14 protein-coding genes and 1 tRNA gene are annotated in these 17,080 nt (G+C 71.4%); 3 read left to right on the top strand and 12 right to left on the bottom strand.

All coding sequences use genetic code 11. The annotated features are described in order from the left end of the window. Window positions 1–164: 164 nt before the first annotated feature. From ABD981_RS25480 to ABD981_RS38945, 10 genes are all read right to left on the bottom strand, one after another. Window positions 165–1,817: a bifunctional aspartate transaminase/aspartate 4-decarboxylase gene (locus ABD981_RS25480; RefSeq protein ID WP_046911191.1), complete on the bottom strand. Its 1,653-nt coding sequence runs from the start codon at window positions 1,815–1,817 to the stop codon at window positions 165–167. A 20-nt stretch (window positions 1,818–1,837) separates the two neighbouring features. Then, complete coding sequence (aspT, locus tag ABD981_RS25485; RefSeq protein ID WP_046911190.1) at window positions 1,838–3,541, bottom strand: aspartate-alanine antiporter; 1,704 nt, start codon at window positions 3,539–3,541, stop codon at window positions 1,838–1,840. Between the two features lie 31 nt (window positions 3,542–3,572). Continuing rightward, window positions 3,573–5,255, bottom strand: coding sequence for an aspartate-alanine antiporter (gene aspT, locus ABD981_RS25490; RefSeq protein ID WP_046911189.1), 1,683 nt, complete (start codon window positions 5,253–5,255; stop codon window positions 3,573–3,575). A gap of 137 nt (window positions 5,256–5,392) precedes the next feature. After that, window positions 5,393–6,217, bottom strand: coding sequence for a carbohydrate ABC transporter permease (locus ABD981_RS25495; protein WP_046911188.1), 825 nt, complete (start codon window positions 6,215–6,217; stop codon window positions 5,393–5,395). Next, entirely contained in the window at window positions 6,217–7,185 is a 969-nt protein-coding gene (locus tag ABD981_RS25500; protein WP_046911187.1) for a carbohydrate ABC transporter permease, read from the bottom strand. The genes ABD981_RS25495 and ABD981_RS25500 overlap by 1 nt, the downstream gene beginning before the upstream one ends. A 4-nt stretch (window positions 7,186–7,189) precedes the next feature. Beyond that, window positions 7,190–8,518, bottom strand: a complete 1,329-nt coding sequence (locus ABD981_RS25505; RefSeq protein ID WP_046911186.1) for an ABC transporter substrate-binding protein — start codon at window positions 8,516–8,518, stop codon at window positions 7,190–7,192. Window positions 8,519–8,658: 140 nt separating this feature from the next. After that, a tRNA-His gene (locus ABD981_RS25510) sits at window positions 8,659–8,731 on the bottom strand. A gap of 105 nt (window positions 8,732–8,836) precedes the next feature. Continuing rightward, the gene (gene orn / locus ABD981_RS25515) at window positions 8,837–9,439 is read right to left on the bottom strand and encodes an oligoribonuclease (RefSeq protein ID WP_046911185.1); all 603 of its coding nucleotides are present in this window, start codon (window positions 9,437–9,439) and stop codon (window positions 8,837–8,839) included. A 120-nt stretch (window positions 9,440–9,559) separates the two neighbouring features. Continuing rightward, complete coding sequence (locus ABD981_RS25520; RefSeq protein ID WP_046911184.1) at window positions 9,560–10,732, bottom strand: helix-turn-helix domain-containing protein; 1,173 nt, start codon at window positions 10,730–10,732, stop codon at window positions 9,560–9,562. 307 nt (window positions 10,733–11,039) lie between these two features. Further along, window positions 11,040–11,393 carry a hypothetical protein gene (locus ABD981_RS38945; RefSeq protein ID WP_382748329.1) on the bottom strand — a complete coding sequence of 118 codons (354 nt, stop codon included), beginning with the start codon at window positions 11,391–11,393 and terminating at the stop codon, window positions 11,040–11,042. A 319-nt stretch (window positions 11,394–11,712) separates the two neighbouring features. On the opposite strand from ABD981_RS38945, the gene ABD981_RS25530 reads away from it, so the two are divergent. Both ABD981_RS25530 and ABD981_RS25535 read left to right on the top strand, forming a co-directional pair. Beyond that, window positions 11,713–12,234, top strand: coding sequence for a universal stress protein (locus ABD981_RS25530; protein ID WP_046907138.1), 522 nt, complete (start codon window positions 11,713–11,715; stop codon window positions 12,232–12,234). A gap of 174 nt (window positions 12,235–12,408) precedes the next feature. Further along, the gene (locus ABD981_RS25535) at window positions 12,409–12,972 is read left to right on the top strand and encodes a GPR1/FUN34/YaaH family transporter (RefSeq protein WP_046907139.1); all 564 of its coding nucleotides are present in this window, start codon (window positions 12,409–12,411) and stop codon (window positions 12,970–12,972) included. A gap of 129 nt (window positions 12,973–13,101) precedes the next feature. Here ABD981_RS25535 and glmS read toward each other — a convergent pair whose 3' ends face one another. After that, window positions 13,102–14,919, bottom strand: coding sequence for a glutamine--fructose-6-phosphate transaminase (isomerizing) (gene glmS / locus ABD981_RS25540; RefSeq protein WP_046907140.1), 1,818 nt, complete (start codon window positions 14,917–14,919; stop codon window positions 13,102–13,104). A gap of 41 nt (window positions 14,920–14,960) precedes the next feature. Then, a complete protein-coding gene (locus ABD981_RS25545; protein WP_046907141.1) occupies window positions 14,961–15,236 on the bottom strand; it encodes a hypothetical protein in 276 nt (91 codons plus the stop codon). Between the two features lie 183 nt (window positions 15,237–15,419). Here ABD981_RS25545 and ABD981_RS25550 point away from each other — a divergent pair, with 183 nt between their 5' ends. Continuing rightward, a complete protein-coding gene (locus ABD981_RS25550; RefSeq protein ID WP_046907142.1) occupies window positions 15,420–17,045 on the top strand; it encodes a beta-N-acetylhexosaminidase in 1,626 nt (541 codons plus the stop codon). Window positions 17,046–17,080: the final 35 nt, after the last annotated feature.

Genomic DNA, 17,080 nt, shown 5'->3' on the forward strand with positions numbered 1-17,080 from the left:
CCCGTGGTGAGCCGTACGCGGGCCCGGTCGGGGCCGGTCCCGTCCGGAACCGGCCCTGACCCGCGCATCCGTAGTGAGCGCCAGGTAACCAAGAACGGACTCACCGTATCAGATTCCCTAACGCCCACTACAGAAAAGCCCTCGCCCTGTGGACAACGGCCCGGCTACCCCGCCCGCGCGGTCTTCCACTCCTCCGCGTAGTCGCCGAAGATCCCCCGCAGGTGGTGCCCGATCTTCAGGTAGTCCAGGTCGTCCAGGTTGGCCAGCGACACCCGCACCGACCACTCGGGGCCGTCGAAGCCGCCGCCGTTCAGGAGCACCACGCTGGTCTGCTCGGCCAGCCGGAACAGCGGGTCCACCGGCTCGTAGTTCTTCTCCAGGAAGTCCGCGAAGTCCTTCCCGTGCACCCGCTCCGCCTCCGCGAGCAGGTCCAGCTCGATGTAGTAGCCGGCCCGCTTCGGGTCGTCGGCGATCTTCATCTGGGCGCCTTCGAGCAGCAGGTCGAGGCGCTGGCGCACGATGGCCCGGATCTTGTGCTTGTACGCCTGGCCCTCCTCCAGCATGTCGAAGAGGGAGAACAGTGACATCTGCACCTGCTGCGGCAGCGAGAGCCCCGCCGTGTGGTTGAGCGCGACCTGCCGGGAGTCGGCGACGAGCCGGTCGATGAAGCGGATCTTCTCGGGCTCCAGGGTCAGCGTCCCGTACCGCTTGTTCAGGCGCTCCTTCTCCGGCCGCGGCAGCTTCGCGATCATCTCGTCGATGACGTTGTCGTCGTGCAGGCCGATGACGCCGAGCCGGTGGCCGGTGCAGCCGTAGTGCTTCGAGTAGGAGTACACGAGCAGCGTGTTGCGCGGGAGGTCGGCCGCGAGCGAGCGGAAGCCCTCGACGAAGGTGCCGTACACGTCGTCCGTGACGACCAGCAGGTTCGGGTTCCGGGTCGCGACGATGTCCTTGATCTGGTCCGCCACCCGCTGGCTCATCGCGAGCGACGGCGGGTTGGACGGGTTCACGACGCAGACCAGCTTCACCGACGGGTCGGCGAGCTTCTCGACCTCCTCGGCCGGGTAGCGCCACTCGCGGACGCCGGTCTCGGCGAAGAGGCTCGCGTTGACGTTGACGACGTCGAACTCGTACGTGTCGAGCTCGGGGATCTCGATGTACGGGGTGAACACCGGCACCATCAGGGCGATCCGGTCGCCCTTCTTCAGGATCCCGTTCTTCATGAGGGAGTCGAAGATGTAGCACATGGCGGCGGTGCCGCCCTCGGTCGCGAAGTACGAGATGTTCCCGGCCGGCGGGCGCTTGTCGAACATCTCGTCGGCGATGTAGCCCCGGACGATCTGCTCGGTGTGGTGCAGGATCCGGTCCGGCACCGGGTAGTTGTCGCCGATCGTGCTGTCGGTCAGCTCGTGGACGAAGGCGTCCTTGTCGAAGCCGAAGCGCTCGATCGCGTACGCGACGCTGTTCTGCAGGAGCTCGATGCCGGGCAGGTCCGGGTGCTGCCGCACGAAGGTGTCGAAGCGGGCGCCGGCGCCGGCGAGTTCGGGCATGCCGCCGAGGTTGTCGGCGGTCCAGACCCGGCGCGACTCGGAGAGGGAGAAGTAGCCGAGCGCGTAGAACGCCTCGCGGGGACCGGTGGCGACCCAGTTCGGGTTGCCGCGGCCCGCGTTGAGCATCTGGGTCTGCGACTTCTCCTTCTGGCCGGGCTTGTCGGCCTGCGCCGCCTGCGCGATCTGGATGAACTTGTCCTTCAGCTCGAAGGGCGAGAGCTGCGCGAAGGACTGGATCTCCTGACGGGTGAACGTGGTCTTGGGCACGGGGGTCCTTCCGGGTCGGGTCAGTGGTTGAGGATGACGATCACGGCGCCCCAGATGGTCAGCAGCACGTTGCCCACCGCGTAGGGGATCGTGTAGCCGAGCGTCGGGATCTGCGACCGGGACTGTTCGTTGATCGCGCCGATCGCCGCGGTCGTGGTCTGGCCGCCGGCCAGCACGCCCATCAGGATCGGGAAGCGGATCTTCTGGACGTAGTGGCCCACCAGGAAGCCCACGATCAGCGGGATCACCGTGGCCACCGCGCCCCAGACCAGCAGCCCCCAGCCGGCCGTCGAGAGCCCGCTGGTGAAGCTCGGGCCGGCGTTGATGCCGACGACCGCGACGAACAGGCACAGGCCGAGGGTGTCCATGAACCACTGGGCGCCCGGCGGCACGTTGCCGTACGTGGGGTACTTGCCGCGGATCCAGCCGAAGACCAGACCCATGATCAGCGCGCCGCCGGAGGTGGACAGCGAGATCGGCACGCCCGAGACGGTCAGTGCCGGGATGCCGATGCAGCCGCCGAGGAAGACGCCGAGGCCGACCCAGAGCATGTCGGTGGCGAACGAGGTCGGGACCGGCTTGCCGATCGCCGCGCCCGCCGGGTCGACCAGCCGCTTCGGGCCGTTCAGGACCACCGTGTCGCCGCGCTCCAGCTGGGTGGTGAGCCGGTACGGGAACTCGGCGCCCGAGCGGTACAGCTTGTCGATGTACACGCCGACCATGAACGGCTCGCGCCGCAGCTCCGCGATGGTCTTGCCGAGCTGCGCCTTGTCCGAGGCGACCACGTGCAGGCTCTCGGTCTGGTAGCCGAGCAGCTCCACGTCGTCGGTCTCGGGGCCGATGTGGGTGCGGGCGTCGAACTCGATCAGCGAACCGCGCAGGGCGCTGACGGCGACCACGTCGCCCGAGCGCAGCACCGTCTGCTGGTCGTGTTCGAGGATTCGGCCCTCCCGCCGGACCCGGGTGATGTAGATCCGGTGCCCGAGCTCCTTCTGCTGGTTCTCGAAGTCGTCGATGGTCCGCCCGACCAGCGGGGAGTGGTCCATCTCGTACGCGCGCAGGACGACCTCGTAGTAGCCCTCGGCCAGGTCGGGGTTGTCCCCGGGGGCGTCCATCTCCTTCGCGAGCCGGGCCGACTCGGCGGCCAGGTCGCGCTTGTAGAGCTTGGGCAGGAAGTTGGCGAGGAGCATGGCGCAGAGGATCGTGCCGAGCGGATAGGTGACCGCGTAGCCGATCGCGACCAGGTTCTCCTCGTTCTTCATCTGGGCGGCGGACAGCCCCGGCAGGTTGCCGATGGCGTCCTGGGCGACGCCGATGACGGCGGACTGGGTGAGCGCGCCGCCGAGCAGTCCGGCCGAGAGCCCGGGGCCGTAGCCGAGCATCACGGCGAAGCCCCAGGAGACCAGCAGGCCGGTGACGCAGACGACGACCGCGTTGAGCACCTGCGGCATGCCGTCCTTCTTCAGTCCGCGGAAGAACTGCGGGCCGACCTTGTAGCCGAGCGCGAAGAGGAAGAGCGTGAAGAAGAGGTTCTTCACCGTGCCGTCGATGGTGACCTTGAACTGGGCGCCCAGCAGCAGTCCCGCCACCAGACAGCCCGTCACCGCGCCGAGCGCGATGGCCTTGTAGCGGAGCTTGCCGAACAGGAAGCCGAGCGCGACGGTGATGAAGATCAGCAGTTCGGGGTGGGGCTGGAAGATGTTCCGGTTGAGGAAGTCGATCATTGGGACGTGTGTCCTCTCACCATGCGTCCTCTCACGCTCCGAGGATTCCGACGAGCAGCGGGCCGGTCAGGGGGAGCAGGAAGTTCGAGAGCGTGTACGTGATCGTGTAGCCGAGCATCGGCACCGAGCTCTGGGCCACCTGGGTGACGGAGGTGATCGCCGGGGTCGAGCACTGCTGGCCCGCGATGGCGCCGATGAGGATCGGCTTCTCGATGTTCAGCAGCTTGCGGCCGACGATCAGCGAGATCGTCGCGGGGACCAGGACCATCGCGATCCCGGCGAACGGCAGCAGCGCCCCGTACTCCTTGAGCAGCGGTCCGGCCTGCGGGCCCGAGACCAGGCCCGTGCAGGCGATGAAGACCGCCAGGCCCAGGTCCTTGATCGTGGTGGCGGCCTGCGGCGGGAAGGCGCCGAAGGTCTGCTTGCGGGAGCGGAACCAGCCGAAGAGCAGCCCCGAGATGAGGCAGCCGCCGCCGGTCCCGAGCGACATGGGGACGTCGCCGAAGCGGACCACGATCTGGCCGATGAGCGAGCCGACGACGATGCCGAGGCCGAGGTAGACGAAGTCGGTGGAGTCGTTCTTGACGATCGCGCCGACCTTCGAGGCGAGCCGGCCCAGGCCCGAGCGGGAGCCGACCAGGGTGAGGACGTCGCCGCGGTGCACGACGGTCTCGGGGGTGGCCGGCAGGTGCTGTTCGTTGCGCAGCACGTCGGTCACGTACACCCCGCCGTTCGCGATCTCCGGGTGTTCGGTGGTGAGCGTGTCGAGCGACTTGCCCTCCACCGTCTTGTCGGTGAGCGAGACCTGGGTGGTGGCGAGCGGGGTGTCGAGGCCCGGGATGGCCGGGGTCTCGGGGCCGACGTGCCGCCCCGCGTCGATGATGTTGGACCGCCGGCCGACCATCAGCACCAGGTCGGAGAGGGTCAGCTCGAAGTCGGGCGGGGGAGGGGTGAGGACCTTGCTGCCCCGCTTCACCGCCTCGACCGTGACCCGGCTGCCGTTGGACCGCTCCAGCTGGGAGACGAGGGTGCCGTCGGCGTGGGTGACCAGGAAGGTGCGCCCGACCATGCCGGGCAGCGCCTCGCGCTCGTCGTCCTCCAGGCCGCCCGAGCCGCCGCGCATCTTCTCCCACAGCTCGCGCGAGGCGTCCCGGAGGTTGATCCGCATCATCATCGGCATGATCTGGCTGGTGTAGATCACGATGGTGATGAGGCCGAAGAGGTAGCAGACCGTGTACGCGGTGGCCACGTGCCCCTGGTACTCGGTGATCTGCGCCTGCGTCAGGTTGCCGAGTTTGCCGATGGACTCGGTGGCCGTGCCGACGACCGCCGACTCGGTGGCGGCACCGGCCAGGATGCCGGCGGCGGTGCCGACGTCAAGGTCGAAGGCCTTCGCCAGGCCGAGGGCGATCCCGACGACGCACACGACCTCGATGACGCAGAGGGTGAAGAAGCGCAGGCTCTTCTTGTTGAGGTTCGCGAAGAACTGCGGTCCGGCCATGTAGCCGAGCGAGAAGATGAAGAGCGCGAAGAAGATCGTCTTCACGTCGTCGGAGATGGTGATCTTCGCCCAGGCGCCGAGCAGCAGCGAGACGATCAGCGTGCCGCAGATGCCGCCGAGGGTGATGGGTCCGACGCGGAGCTTGCCGACGAGGTAGCCGGCGGCGAGGCAGAGGAAGAGGGCCAGTTCGGGATGGTCACGCAGGACTCCCATCCGGCCTCACCTCGCCCACGGGCGGAGAAATGCGAAGATATCGGACATAAGGGGAAGCTAACAGTCGGATGATCGGCGGAGCCTTTCGCTTCGCCCGAAAGGGTGATCCGCCGCCAGGTCCGGCTTCCCCGGGCGGATCACCCCTTCACCGCGCCCCGCATCACCCCGCCCACGATCTGCCGCCCCAGCACGGCGAAGACCAGCAGCAGCGGCAGTGTCCCGAGCACCGCCCCCGCCATCACCACCGTCTGGTCCGGGACGTAGCCGCGCCCCAGCCCCGTCAGCGCCACCTGGACCGTCGGGTTCCCCGGCTGCGTCAGGACGAGCACCGGCCAGAAGAAGTCGTTCCACGCCGCCACGAAGGTCAGCGTGCCCAGCACCGCCATCGCCGGCCGCGCCGCCGGGAACACCACGTGCCACACCACCCGCAGCACCCCCGCCCCGTCCACCCGCGCCGCCTCCACCAGCTCGGCCGGCAGCGCCCGCAGCAGGTGCTGCCGCATGAAGAACACCCCGAACGCCGACACCAGGCCCGGCAGGATCACCGCCTGGAGCCCGTCCGTCCAGCGCAGCCGGGCGACCAGCAGGTACAGCGGGACCGCCCCCAGCTGCGGGGGGATCAGCATCGTCGCCACCACCAGGGCCAGCAGCGCGCCCCGGAAGCGGAACCGCAGCCGGGCGAAGGCGAAGCCCGCCAGCGTCGACACCAGGACCGTGCCCGCCGCCACCGTCCCCGCCACCAGCAGCGTGTTCCCCAGCGCCGCGCCCAGACGGGCGTCGGTCCAGGCCACCGCCAGGTTCTCCGGCAGGTTCCGGCCGAAGCGCAGCGGCGGCCGGGTGCCCGCCAGCCGGGTCGACGTGCGGGAGGCCGCGACCGCCGCCCACAGCAGCGGTCCGAGCGAGACCGCCGCGAACACCACCAGCAGGGCGTACGTGCCCGGGCCGGCCTTCTCCGTGCGCATCAGCCCGCCCTCCGGGCGCCCAGCAGCCGCGCCGCCCCGAACACCGCGCCCAGCGCCAGCAGCATCACCCAGGCGATCGCCGCGGCCCGCCCCAGGTGCAGGTTCACCCAGCCCTGCTCGTACAGATAGAGCCCCAGCGTCTGGAACTGGTGGTCCGCCCCGCCGGTGGCCGCCGCCCCGGCGCCGAACAGCAGGGGCTCGCCGAAGAGCTGGGTCGTCCCGATCGTCGACACCACCACGGTGAACAGCAGCGCCGGCCGCAGCCCCGGCAGCGTGACGTGCACGAACTGCCGCCACCGTGACGCCCCGTCCAGGGCCGCCGCCTCGTACAGCTCGCGCGGCACCGTCTGCATCGCCGCCAGGTAGATCAGCGCGTTGTACCCGGTCCACCGCCACACCACGATCGCCGACACCGCCGCCTTCGAGGCCCACGGCCCGTTCTGCCAGTCCACCGGGGCCAGACCGGCCCCGCCCAGCACCCAGTTGACCGGGCCGTGCTCCCGCCCGAAGAGCAGCGCGAAGACCAGCGTCGCCGCGGCCACGGAGGTGGCGTACGGGGCGAGCGCCACCAGCCTGAAGAAGGCCCGCCCCCGCAGCCGTACGTCGAGGAGGTGCGCCATGCCCAGCGCGAGCAGCAACTGGGGGACGGTCGACAGGACCCCGATGGTGAAGGTGTTGCCGAGCGCGTTCCAGAAGAACGGGTCGTCCAGCAGCCGGGTGTAGTTCCGCAGCCCCACCCACCGCCGCTCGTCCGGCGCGGTCAGCTCCACCCGGTGCAGCGAGGCCCAGCCGGTGTACAGCAGCGGGAACAGCCCGAAGGCGCCGAAGAGCAGGAAGAAGGGGGCGACGAGCCCGTACGGGGCCCAGCGCGCCGCCCCGCGCGCCCGGCGCCGTACGGCGGGCGCGTGCTCGCCCGGCGCGTGCTCGCCCGGCGCGGCGGCGGGCAGGGCCCCGGCCTCGCTGGTCACCCCGTCACCGGTCCAGCGCGTTGTCGATCGACCTCAGCACGCCCGCCCAGGCCTCGTCCGGGTCGCGCCCCGACTGCTCGACCTGGAGCATCCCGCCGTCGGACAGGTGCTGGGCGACCAGCCCCTCCTTGGGGCCGACCGGGGCGCGGGGGACGCCCAGCGCCGCCGCCGTGAAGATCGCGCCCACCGGGGCGTCGCCGAAGTAGGGGTGGCGGGCCGCCGCCACGACGGGCAGCGCCAGGGCCGCCGAGGCGCTCGGGAAGCTGCCCCGGCGCTCGAAGAGCCGGGCCTGCTGGGCGGGCGCGGTCAGCCAGGCCGCGAGCCGGACCGCCTCGGCGCGGTGCCGCCCGGCCGACGGGACGACGAGGAAGGAGCCGCCCCGGTTGCCGGAGCGCGGCGCCGCGGCCACGTCCCAGCGGCCGCGGCCGGCCGGACCCGCCTTGTCCTCGATGTAGCCGAGCATCCAGGCCGGGCAGACGACGGTCGCGAAGCCGCCGTCGGCGAAGCCGTGGTCCCAGCCGGGGGTGAACTGCTGCAGCCGGGCGGTCAGTCCGTGCCGGGCGAAGGCCGCCCCGAGGTCCCAGGCCTCCCGCACGGCCGGGTTGGAGCCGACGACGAGCTCGCCCCGCCCGTCGTAGAACCGCAGCGGCGCCCCGACCAGGACCGCCGCCATCACCCCGGAGGCCGAGTCGGTGAACGCCACCCCCTTCGGGGCCCGCGCGGCGAACCGCCGCCCCACCTCCAGGAACCGGCGCCAGTCCCCGGCCCACAGCCGCCCGACGGCCTCCCGGTCGGTGGGCAGCCCGGCCCGGGCGAACAGGTCCTTGCGGTAGCAGACGGCCTGCGGCCCGATGTCCGTGCCGAGCGCGACCGTGCGCCCGTCCCGGCCGGTGCCCTGGGCCCACTTCCACGGCAGGAACGCCTCCCGCTCGACCCCGGGCGCCGCCCCCAGGTCCTCCAGGCGGTGCCCCTGGGTGGTGACCACCTCGGCGATGTTGCCGACCTCGACGGCCTGCACGTCGGCGAGGCCGGAGCCGGTGACGAGGTGGGTGATCAGCTGCGGGTAGTAGTTCTCGTTGCGCTCCACGGAGCTCTGCCGGACGGCGACGTCCGGGTGCAGCCGCATGTACGCGTCGTAGAGCCCGGCCTCCTTCAGCCCGAAGCTGCCGAACACCCCGACGGTGAGGGTGACCGGTCGCTCCCCGCCCGCCCCGGCGTCCCGCGCCCGGGCAGGACCGGGCGGGTCGCTCGCGCAGCCGGCGGAGAGTCCCGCGGCCAGCAGCAGTGCCAGGGCGATCCCGTACCGGCCCGCCCGCCTCCGCCCGCTCCCCATGGGCCCCGACCGTACCGGCGCCCGGCCGCGCGGCCGGGCGGCAGCTCGCCGGGCGGGCGGGAACTCACCCGCACGGGTGCCGCAGGGCCCTCACGACGACGAAGGCCCCGGTTCTTTCGAACCGGGGCCTTCGTCATCAGGGTGAGTAACGGGACTCGAACCCGCGACATCCTGGACCACAACCAGGTGCTCTACCAGCTGAGCTATACCCACCACGACCGGCGGTTTTCCCGAAGGTTTCCCCGACCGGCCGAGAAGAAGTCTACAGGGTGTTTGAGGGTGCTCGCGCCCGCGTTGTTCGAAGGGCGCGAGCGGGGCTCATTCCGCGGGGACGACGTGCTTGGCGGCGATCTGCTTCGCGGTCTCCGAGTCGGGTCCGGGCTGCGGGACGAAGACCGCCTCGCGGTAGTAGCGCAGCTCGGCGATGGACTCGCGGATGTCGGCGAGGGCCCGGTGGTTGCCGTTCTTCTCCGGACTGTTGAAGTACGCCCTCGGGTACCAGCGGCGGGCCAGCTCCTTGACCGAGGACACATCGACGATCCGGTAGTGGAGGTGCTTCTCCAGTGCCGGCATGTCACGGGCCAGGAAGCCGCGGTCGGTGGAGACCGAGTTCCCGCACAGCGGGGCCTTGCCGGGCTCCTTCACGTGCTCGCGGATGTAGGCGAGCACCTGGGCCTCGGCGTCGGCGAGGGTGGTGCCCTCGGCGAGCGCGTCGAGGAGGCCGGAGGAGGTGTGCATCTCGCGCACGATCTCCGGCATCGTCTCCAGGGCCGCGTCCGGCGGGCGGATCACGATGTCCACGCCGTCGCCGAGCACGTTCAGTTCCGAGTCGGTGACCAGCGCGGCCACCTCGATGAGTGCGTCGTCCGTCAGCGAGAGCCCGGTCATCTCGCAGTCGATCCACACCATGCGATCGTTCATGCGTCCTACCTTAGGGGGTGTCCCCCTGCCCGGGGGATGCCCGACGGGCCCCCGGGGAGGTGTCCCGGGGGCCCGTCGGTTTCTCGGTGCGCGGCTTGTGGCGGCGCGGTACGGGGTGGCCTACGGCGCGCTGCGCTGGCCCGGCAGGGCCGCCCGGCCGTGGGCGAAGGCGTCCGACGGCAGCTTGCCCGGCTCCAGCGGGCTCACCGGCCGGCGCGGCCCGGCACCGACCTGAGCCGGCACGACCGCGTCGAGGACCGCGGCCCCGCCGTCGCCCTGCGGACGCCTGGCCCGGTACGCCGCCCGGTAGGCGGCCGGCGAGGAGCCGAGCTGGCGCCGGAAGTGGCCGCGCAGTGCCACCGGGGAGCGGAAGCCGCAGCGGCCCGCGACCTCGTCGACCGAGTAGTCGGAGGTCTCCAGGAGCCGCTGTGCCTGGAGCACCCGCTGGGTGATCAGCCACTGCAGCGGGGCGGAGCCCGTCAGCGAGCGGAACCGGCGGTCGAAGGTCCGCCGTGACATGTACGCACGGGCCGCCAGGGTCTCCACGTCGAACTGCTCGTGGAGGTGCTCCAGCGCCCAGGCGACGACCTCGGCCAGCGGGTCGGCGCCGATCTCTTCGGGTAAAGACCTGTCGAGGTAGCGCTCCTGACCGCCGCTGCGCCGCGGCGGGACGACCAGCCGGCGCGCCAGGGCGCCCGCGGCCTCCGTGCCGTGGTCGGTCCGCACGATGTGCAGGCAGAGGTCGATGCCGGCCGCCGTGCCCGCGGAGGTCAGCACGTCGCCGTCGTCGACGAAGAGCTCCCGCGGGTCCACGTGGACCGACGGATAGCGCTTGGCGAGCGTCGGCGCGTACATCCAGTGCGTGGTCGCCGGGCGGCCGTCGAGCAGGCCGGCCGCGGCGAGGACGAAGGCCCCCGTGCAGAGGCCGACGATGCGCGCGCCCTCCTCGTGCGCCCGGCGGAGCGCTTCGAGCGCCTCCGGGGGCGGCGGCGAGGTGATCGAGCGCCAGGCCGGCACGACGACGGTGCCGGCGCGGCTGATGGCCTCCAGGCCGTACGGCGCGGTGAGTTCGAGTCCCCCTGTGGTCCGCAGGGGGCCGTCCTCGCCGGCGCACACGAGGAGCCGGTAGCGTGGCACCCCCGCGTCCTGACGGTCGATGCCGAACACGGAGAGCGGGATGGAGCTCTCGAAGATGGGCCCACCGCTGAACAGCAGTACCGCGACGACTTCGCGACGGCGGCGCCCGGACAGCTTCCGTGCCGCCTCCGGTGCGACGGAGTGGTCCTGGCTCATGACGCTAAGCCCCCCTCGGTGTTGGCGTCTCCCTGGTCGTGTCGCTGTGCCACGTTTCCCCTCGGTTTTGCACGAGACCCCAGTCTTCGGTACCCATGATCGAATCTACTGCGTCCCGTGCCGCCGGCGTGACAAGTTCTCCGCCCGGCGGATTGTCGACATGGCCACTTGGCGTGAAGCGTTCGATCGGTCGATGCAGTCCAGAGCGGTGCGGCCAAGCACTACGCGGGTTGAGTGGTCTTCGGCCAGGGGGTCACCGGTAGCCGGAACTTGGCTGAAAACATATGGGAATCGCCGTACGACCCTGTCAACTCCGAGGGTGTCCAGGCTCAGTACGCGGGCGCACGCGCTCGGCACGCAACCCATTTTCCGAGCGCCGGAGCAACACCCGGCAGGCCGCCGTCACGGCGGCGAGCCCCAGGGCGGTGCCGGCCGCGCCTCCGAGGGAGGTCCCGTAGACCACGAGGACGACCGGGACGAGCACGCAGCAGAAGACCGCCCAGCGCACCACGTCGCTCGCCGCGTCCGGCCCGGGGGCGCCCGGTCCCTCCGCCGCCGTCGCCCGGCGGCGCCCGCGCGGGACGGGGGGCCGGGCGGCGGCGGAGGGGGCGGCGGGGGCGTCGGCGGGCGCGACGGCGGCGGAGGGCGAGGGTGCGGGCACGGGCGGACTCCCTGCGACGGTGGCGTGACCTGTGGGAACGAGGAACGGAACGTTCCGGTCACTGCCGGGGGCGTCCGTTTGGCCCCCGTCCGGACACCTGTAGGGCACAAGCGGCATTGCGCTTCGGCGCGGGGCTCGTGCATGCTCCCTGGAACGCCGTACGGGCGTCCGGCGGCACCCCTGGGCACGGGAGGAGTGCGGCCGTACCCTTGGGGGTATGGGCTTGGGAAGATGATTCCCGGACACAGCTCAGCCGCCAACCGTTGTTCCGCCTCCCCTTTCCGTCCCTCCCAAGAGGACTCTCTTCGCCGAGACACCGATGGCCGGTCACGAATTCCCCGAACCCGCGGACCGCAAGCGCGTCGCCGACTCCACGGTCGACCCCCTCGCGGTGGAACAGCCACGTCACGCCTGCGATCCGGCCTTCCGGCACGGAGTCGTCGTCGGCTTCGACGGATCCACGTCGAGTGAGCGCGCCCTCGCCTACGCGATCGGCATGGCCCGTCGCTCGGCGTCGGGCCTGATCATCGTGCACGTCGCCAACCGGCTGCCCACCACCGTGTGGGCCGGCTGCGAACCGCCGGTCTTCGTCGACGTGCCGGACCACCGCACCGAGGTCCTCGGCCTGGAGCTCGCCTGTGCCGAGCACCTCTCCGAGGTGCCCTGGATCCTGGTCGAGCGCGGCGGGGACATCTGCCACGAGCTGGAGGAGGTCGGCAAGGAGTACGCGGCCGACGCCATCGTGGTCGGCTCGACCCACGGCATCGTCGGCCGGATCTTCGGCTCGGTGGCCGGCCGGCTCGCGCGCCGCGCGCAGCGTCCGGTCGTCGTCATCCCGTAGGCCCGGCGGCGTCGCGTCCCGTGTCGCCGTCACATCGGCATCTGCTTCAACTCCCTTGATCCGGCCAATATTTCGGCCTTCGTCAGGTGAATTGTGCGCTTGTGAAGGGTACATAAAGACCACCGGAACAAAGTGGCCCAAGCAGCACAACTGCGCACCTGAAGGGAGCCCGCCGTGTCCAATGAAGCCGCCGCGGGAAACACCACCGCCACGCTCGGAAACCTCGCCCTCGGACTGACCCTGCTCGCCTTCGGCATCGGATCCACCGGCGTGATCGACCACGTCGGCCCCTCCGACGCCGCCGGTCTCGCCACCTTCGTCGGAGGCGTCGCCCTGTTCCTCGTCGGCCTGCTCGCCCTGCGCGCCGGCGACGCCGGCACGGGCACGGCGTACTCGGCGCTCGGCGCCTTCTGGTTCACCTGGGGCACCGGCGTCGGCGGCGACGGCTCGTCCGAGGCCGCCGGGCTGTTCCTGCTGCTGTGGGCGCTGCTCGCGCTCACCCTGACCCTCGCGGCCGGCGGCAGCGGGCTCTTCGGGCAGGGCGTGTACGGGCTGCTGTTCGTCGCGCTGCTGCTCCTCGGCATCGGCGCCCTCGCCGACAACGCGGGCCTCGACAAGGCGGGCGGCTGGGTCGCCGCGGTCGCCGGGCTCGCCGCCTGGTACGGCGCCACGGCCGCGGTGGCGGGCTGGCCCACGTCCGTGGCCCGCGCCGGCCGCGGGGCGGCGGCCGCGAGCTGAGCCCTCTCCGAGAAGAGCAGCGGTCCCCGTGCACCTGGGATGCACGGGGACCGCTGTGGTGTCCGGCCGAGCCTCGCGGGGGACAGGCCCACGAGGTGCGGGGCTCCGGGGGACAGGCCCGGGGCGCCGCTACTCGACCGTGACGGACTTGGCCAGGTTGCGCGGCTTGTCGATGTCGCGGCCCATGGCGAGCGCCGTGTGGTAGGCGAGGAGCTGGAGCGGGATGCCCATCAGGATGGGGTCGAGCTCGTCCTCGTTCTTCGGCACGACGATGGTGTGGTCGGCCTTCTCCTGGGTCTGGTGCGCGACCGCGAGGATGCGGCCGCTGCGGGCCTTGATCTCCTCCAGGGCGGCGCGGTTCTTCTCCAGCAGGTCGTCGTCGGGGACGATGGCGACCGTCGGCAGGGCCGGCTCGATCAGGGCGAGCGGGCCGTGCTTCAGCTCGGAGGCGGGGTAGGCCTCGGCGTGGATGTAGGAGATCTCCTTCAGCTTGAGGGAGGCCTCCAGGGCGACCGGGTAGCCCCGGACGCGGCCGATGAACATCATCGACTGGGCGCCGGCGTACTCCTTGGCCAGCTTCTTGATGTCGTCCTCGCTCTTGAGGATCTCCTCGATCTGGCCGGGCAGCCGGCGCAGGCCCTCGATGATCCGCTTGCCGTCGGTGACGGACAGGTCGCGGATGCGGCCGAGGTGCAGGGCGAGCAGCGCGAAGGCGACCACCGTGTTGGTGAAGCACTTGGTGGAGACGACGCAGACCTCGGGGCCGGCGTGCACGTACATGCCGCCGTCGGCCTCGCGGGCGATGGCGGAGCCGACCACGTTGACGACGCCGAGGACCCGGGCGCCCTTGCGCTTGAGCTCCTGGACGGCGGCCAGCACGTCGTAGGTCTCACCGGACTGGGAGACGGCGATGTACAGCGTGTCGGGGTCCACGACCGGGTTGCGGTAGCGGAACTCGGAGGCCGGCTCGGCGTCCGCGGGGATGCGGGCCATCGACTCGATGAGGCCCGCGCCGATGAGGCCGGCGTGGTACGAGGTGCCACAGCCGAGGATCTTGATCCGGCGGATGGAGCGGGCCTCGCGGGCGTCCAGGTTGAGGCCGCCGAGGTGCACGGTGGAGAAGCGGTCGTCGATCCGGCCGCGCAGCACGCGGTCGACCGCGTCGGGCTGCTCGGAGATCTCCTTGTGCATGTACGTGTCGTGGCCGCCCATGTCGTACGAGGCGGCCTCCCACTCCACGGTCTCCGGGGTGGCGGTGGTGGACGCGCCCGTCGTCGTGTACGTGCGGAAGTCGTCGGCCTTGAGGGTGGCCATCTCGCCGTCGTCGAGGGTGACGACCTGGCGGGTGTGGGCGATCAGGGCGGCGACGTCGGAGGCGACGAACATCTCCTTCTCGCCGATGCCGAGGACGACCGGGGAGCCGTTGCGGGCCACCACGATGCGGTCGTTGAACTCGGCGTGCATCACGGCGATGCCGTAGGTGCCCTCGATGTGCTTGAGCGCCTCGCGGACCTTCTCCTCGAGGGTCTCGGCCTGCGAGCGGGCGATGAGGTGGGTGATGACCTCGGTGTCCGTCTCGGAGGCGAAGACGACGCCGTCGGCCTCCAGCTTGGCGCGGAGCTCCTGGGCGTTGTCGACGATGCCGTTGTGGACGACGGCGACCTTGTTCTCGGGGTCCAGGTGCGGGTGCGAGTTGATGTCGCTCGGGGCGCCGTGGGTGGCCCAGCGGGTGTGGGCGATGCCGGTGGTGCCGGTGAAGCGCTTGGGGACACGGGCCTCCAGGTCACGGACCCGGCCCTTGGCCTTCACCATCTTCAGGCCGGCGGCCTTCGGGCTGGTGATGACGATGCCCGCGGAGTCGTAACCCCGGTACTCCAGGCGCTGCAGTCCTTCGAGCAGCAGCGGGGCCACGTCACGCTTGCCGATGTAACCGACGATTCCACACACAGGTGTTGATCCTCCAAGGTCAGTGGATGTGCCCGGCCGTCTCAGCCGTAGACGATGCGGCGCAGCTGCCGGAGCGAGAGCTCCGGTGGCGCCACCGCGCGGTGCGGGAGCTCGCCCGCGATCCGCTCGAAGATCTCGGCGTTGACGGAACCGCCGGACTGCAGCTCGCGATGACGGCGCCGGACGAACTCCTCGGTCGACTCGTCGAAGTACGCCAGCACGTCGAGCACCACCCGGGCGGCCTCACCGCGCTGGAGCGCGGTGCTGCGGACCAGATGGTCGATGAGGTCGTCGTGCGACGGTCGACGTTCGAGCACCCGTGAATACTGAGGGGTACCCGAGGGGCATTGCAAGAATCCTGCCCGATATCGGGCAACAGAGCTCATGATCACGCCCCCGGATGGGCTAATTGGTCTACACCTTGACCGCCGCTGGGGCGCAGGGTACGCATGGTGACTGTTCGGATACGCACCGCTCGCCGCACGCCCATCGAAAGGGACATGCCCGTGAGACAGCGCAGAACGTTTCCGCGACTCCTCGGTTCCCTCCTGCTCCTCGCCGCCGGCCTCTCGACCGTCGGGGCGGCCGGCGCCCCGCGGTCCGAGGCCTTACGGCCGCTCGGCGCGATCGTGCCCGCCCCCGCCTCCGTCACCCCCGGCGGAGCCCCGTACGCCCTCACCCGCTCCACCGCCGTCCGCATCGACGCCGACGGCGCCGACCGGGCCGGCGAGCGGGAGTCCCGCGCCATCGGCCGCTACCTCGCCGGACTGCTGCGGCCCTCCACCGGCTACCCGCTGCCCGTCGTCGACGAGGACGAGGCCCGCGGCGGCATCCTGCTCCGGCTCTCCCCGCGCGCCACCGCGCTCGGCGAGGAGGGGTACGAGCTGCGCTCCGGCCGCGGCGGCGTCACCCTCACCGCCCACCGGCCCGCCGGGCTCTTCCGCGGCGTCCAGACCCTGCGCCAGCAGCTGCCCGCGGCCGTCGAGAAGCGGACCGTCCAGGCCGGGCCCTGGGAGGTGGCCGGCGGCACCGTCACCGACACCCCGCGCTTCGCCTACCGGGGCGCGATGCTCGACGTCTCCCGCCACTTCTTCACCGTCGACCAGGTCAAGCGCTACATCGACCAGCTCGCCCTCTACAAGGTCAACAAGCTGCACCTGCACCTCAGCGACGACCAGGGCTGGCGCATCGCCGTCGACTCCTGGCCTCGGCTCGCCACCTACGGCGGCTCCACCCAGGTGGGCGGCGGACCCGGCGGCTTCTACACCAAGGACGACTACCGGGAGATCGTCCGCTACGCCGCCTCCCGCTACCAGGAGGTCGTCCCCGAGATCGACCTGCCCGGCCACACCAACGCGGCCCTCGCCTCCTACGCCGAGCTCAACTGCGACGGCGTCGCCCCGCCGCTCTACACCGGCACGAACGTCGGCTTCAGCTCCCTGTGCGTGCCGAAGGAGATCACCTACGACTTCGTCGACGACGTCCTGCGCGAACTGGCCGCCCTCACCCCGGGCCGCTACCTGCACATCGGCGGCGACGAGGCGCACTCCACCAGCCACGCCGACTACACGGCCTTCATGGACCGGGTGCAGCCGATCGTCGCGAAGTACGGCAAGACCGTCGTCGGCTGGCACCAGCTCACCGGTGCCCGGCCCGCCGAGGGCGCACTCGTCCAGTACTGGGGCCTGGACCGCAGCTCGGCGGCGGAGAAGGAGCAGGTCGCGGCCGCGGCGCGGAACGGCACCGGAGTGATCCTCTCGCCGGCCGACCGGGCCTACCTCGACATGAAGTACACCAAGGACACCAAGCTGGGCCTGTCCTGGGCCGGATACGTCGAGGTGCGGCGCTCCTACGACTGGAACCCCGCCGCCCTGCTGCCGGGCGTGCCCGAGTCGGCCGTCCGGGGCGTCGAGGCGCCGCTGTGGACCGAGACGGTCTCCGAGAGCGCCCACATCGACCAGATGGCCTTCCCGCGCCTGCCGGGCATCGCCGAACTGGGCTGGTCGCCGGCGGCCGCCCACGACTGGGAGGCGTACCGGCTGCGGCTCGCCCAGCAGGGGCCGCGGCTGACCGCCCTGGGCATCGACTACTACCGCTCGCCGCAGGTCCCGTGGGCGGCTGAGTAGCGGGACGCACGACGGCGCGGGCCCCGGCGGAGGAC

The sequence above is a fragment of the Streptomyces showdoensis genome, assembly GCF_039535475.1.
GTDB lineage: Bacteria > Actinomycetota > Actinomycetes > Streptomycetales > Streptomycetaceae > Streptomyces > Streptomyces showdoensis.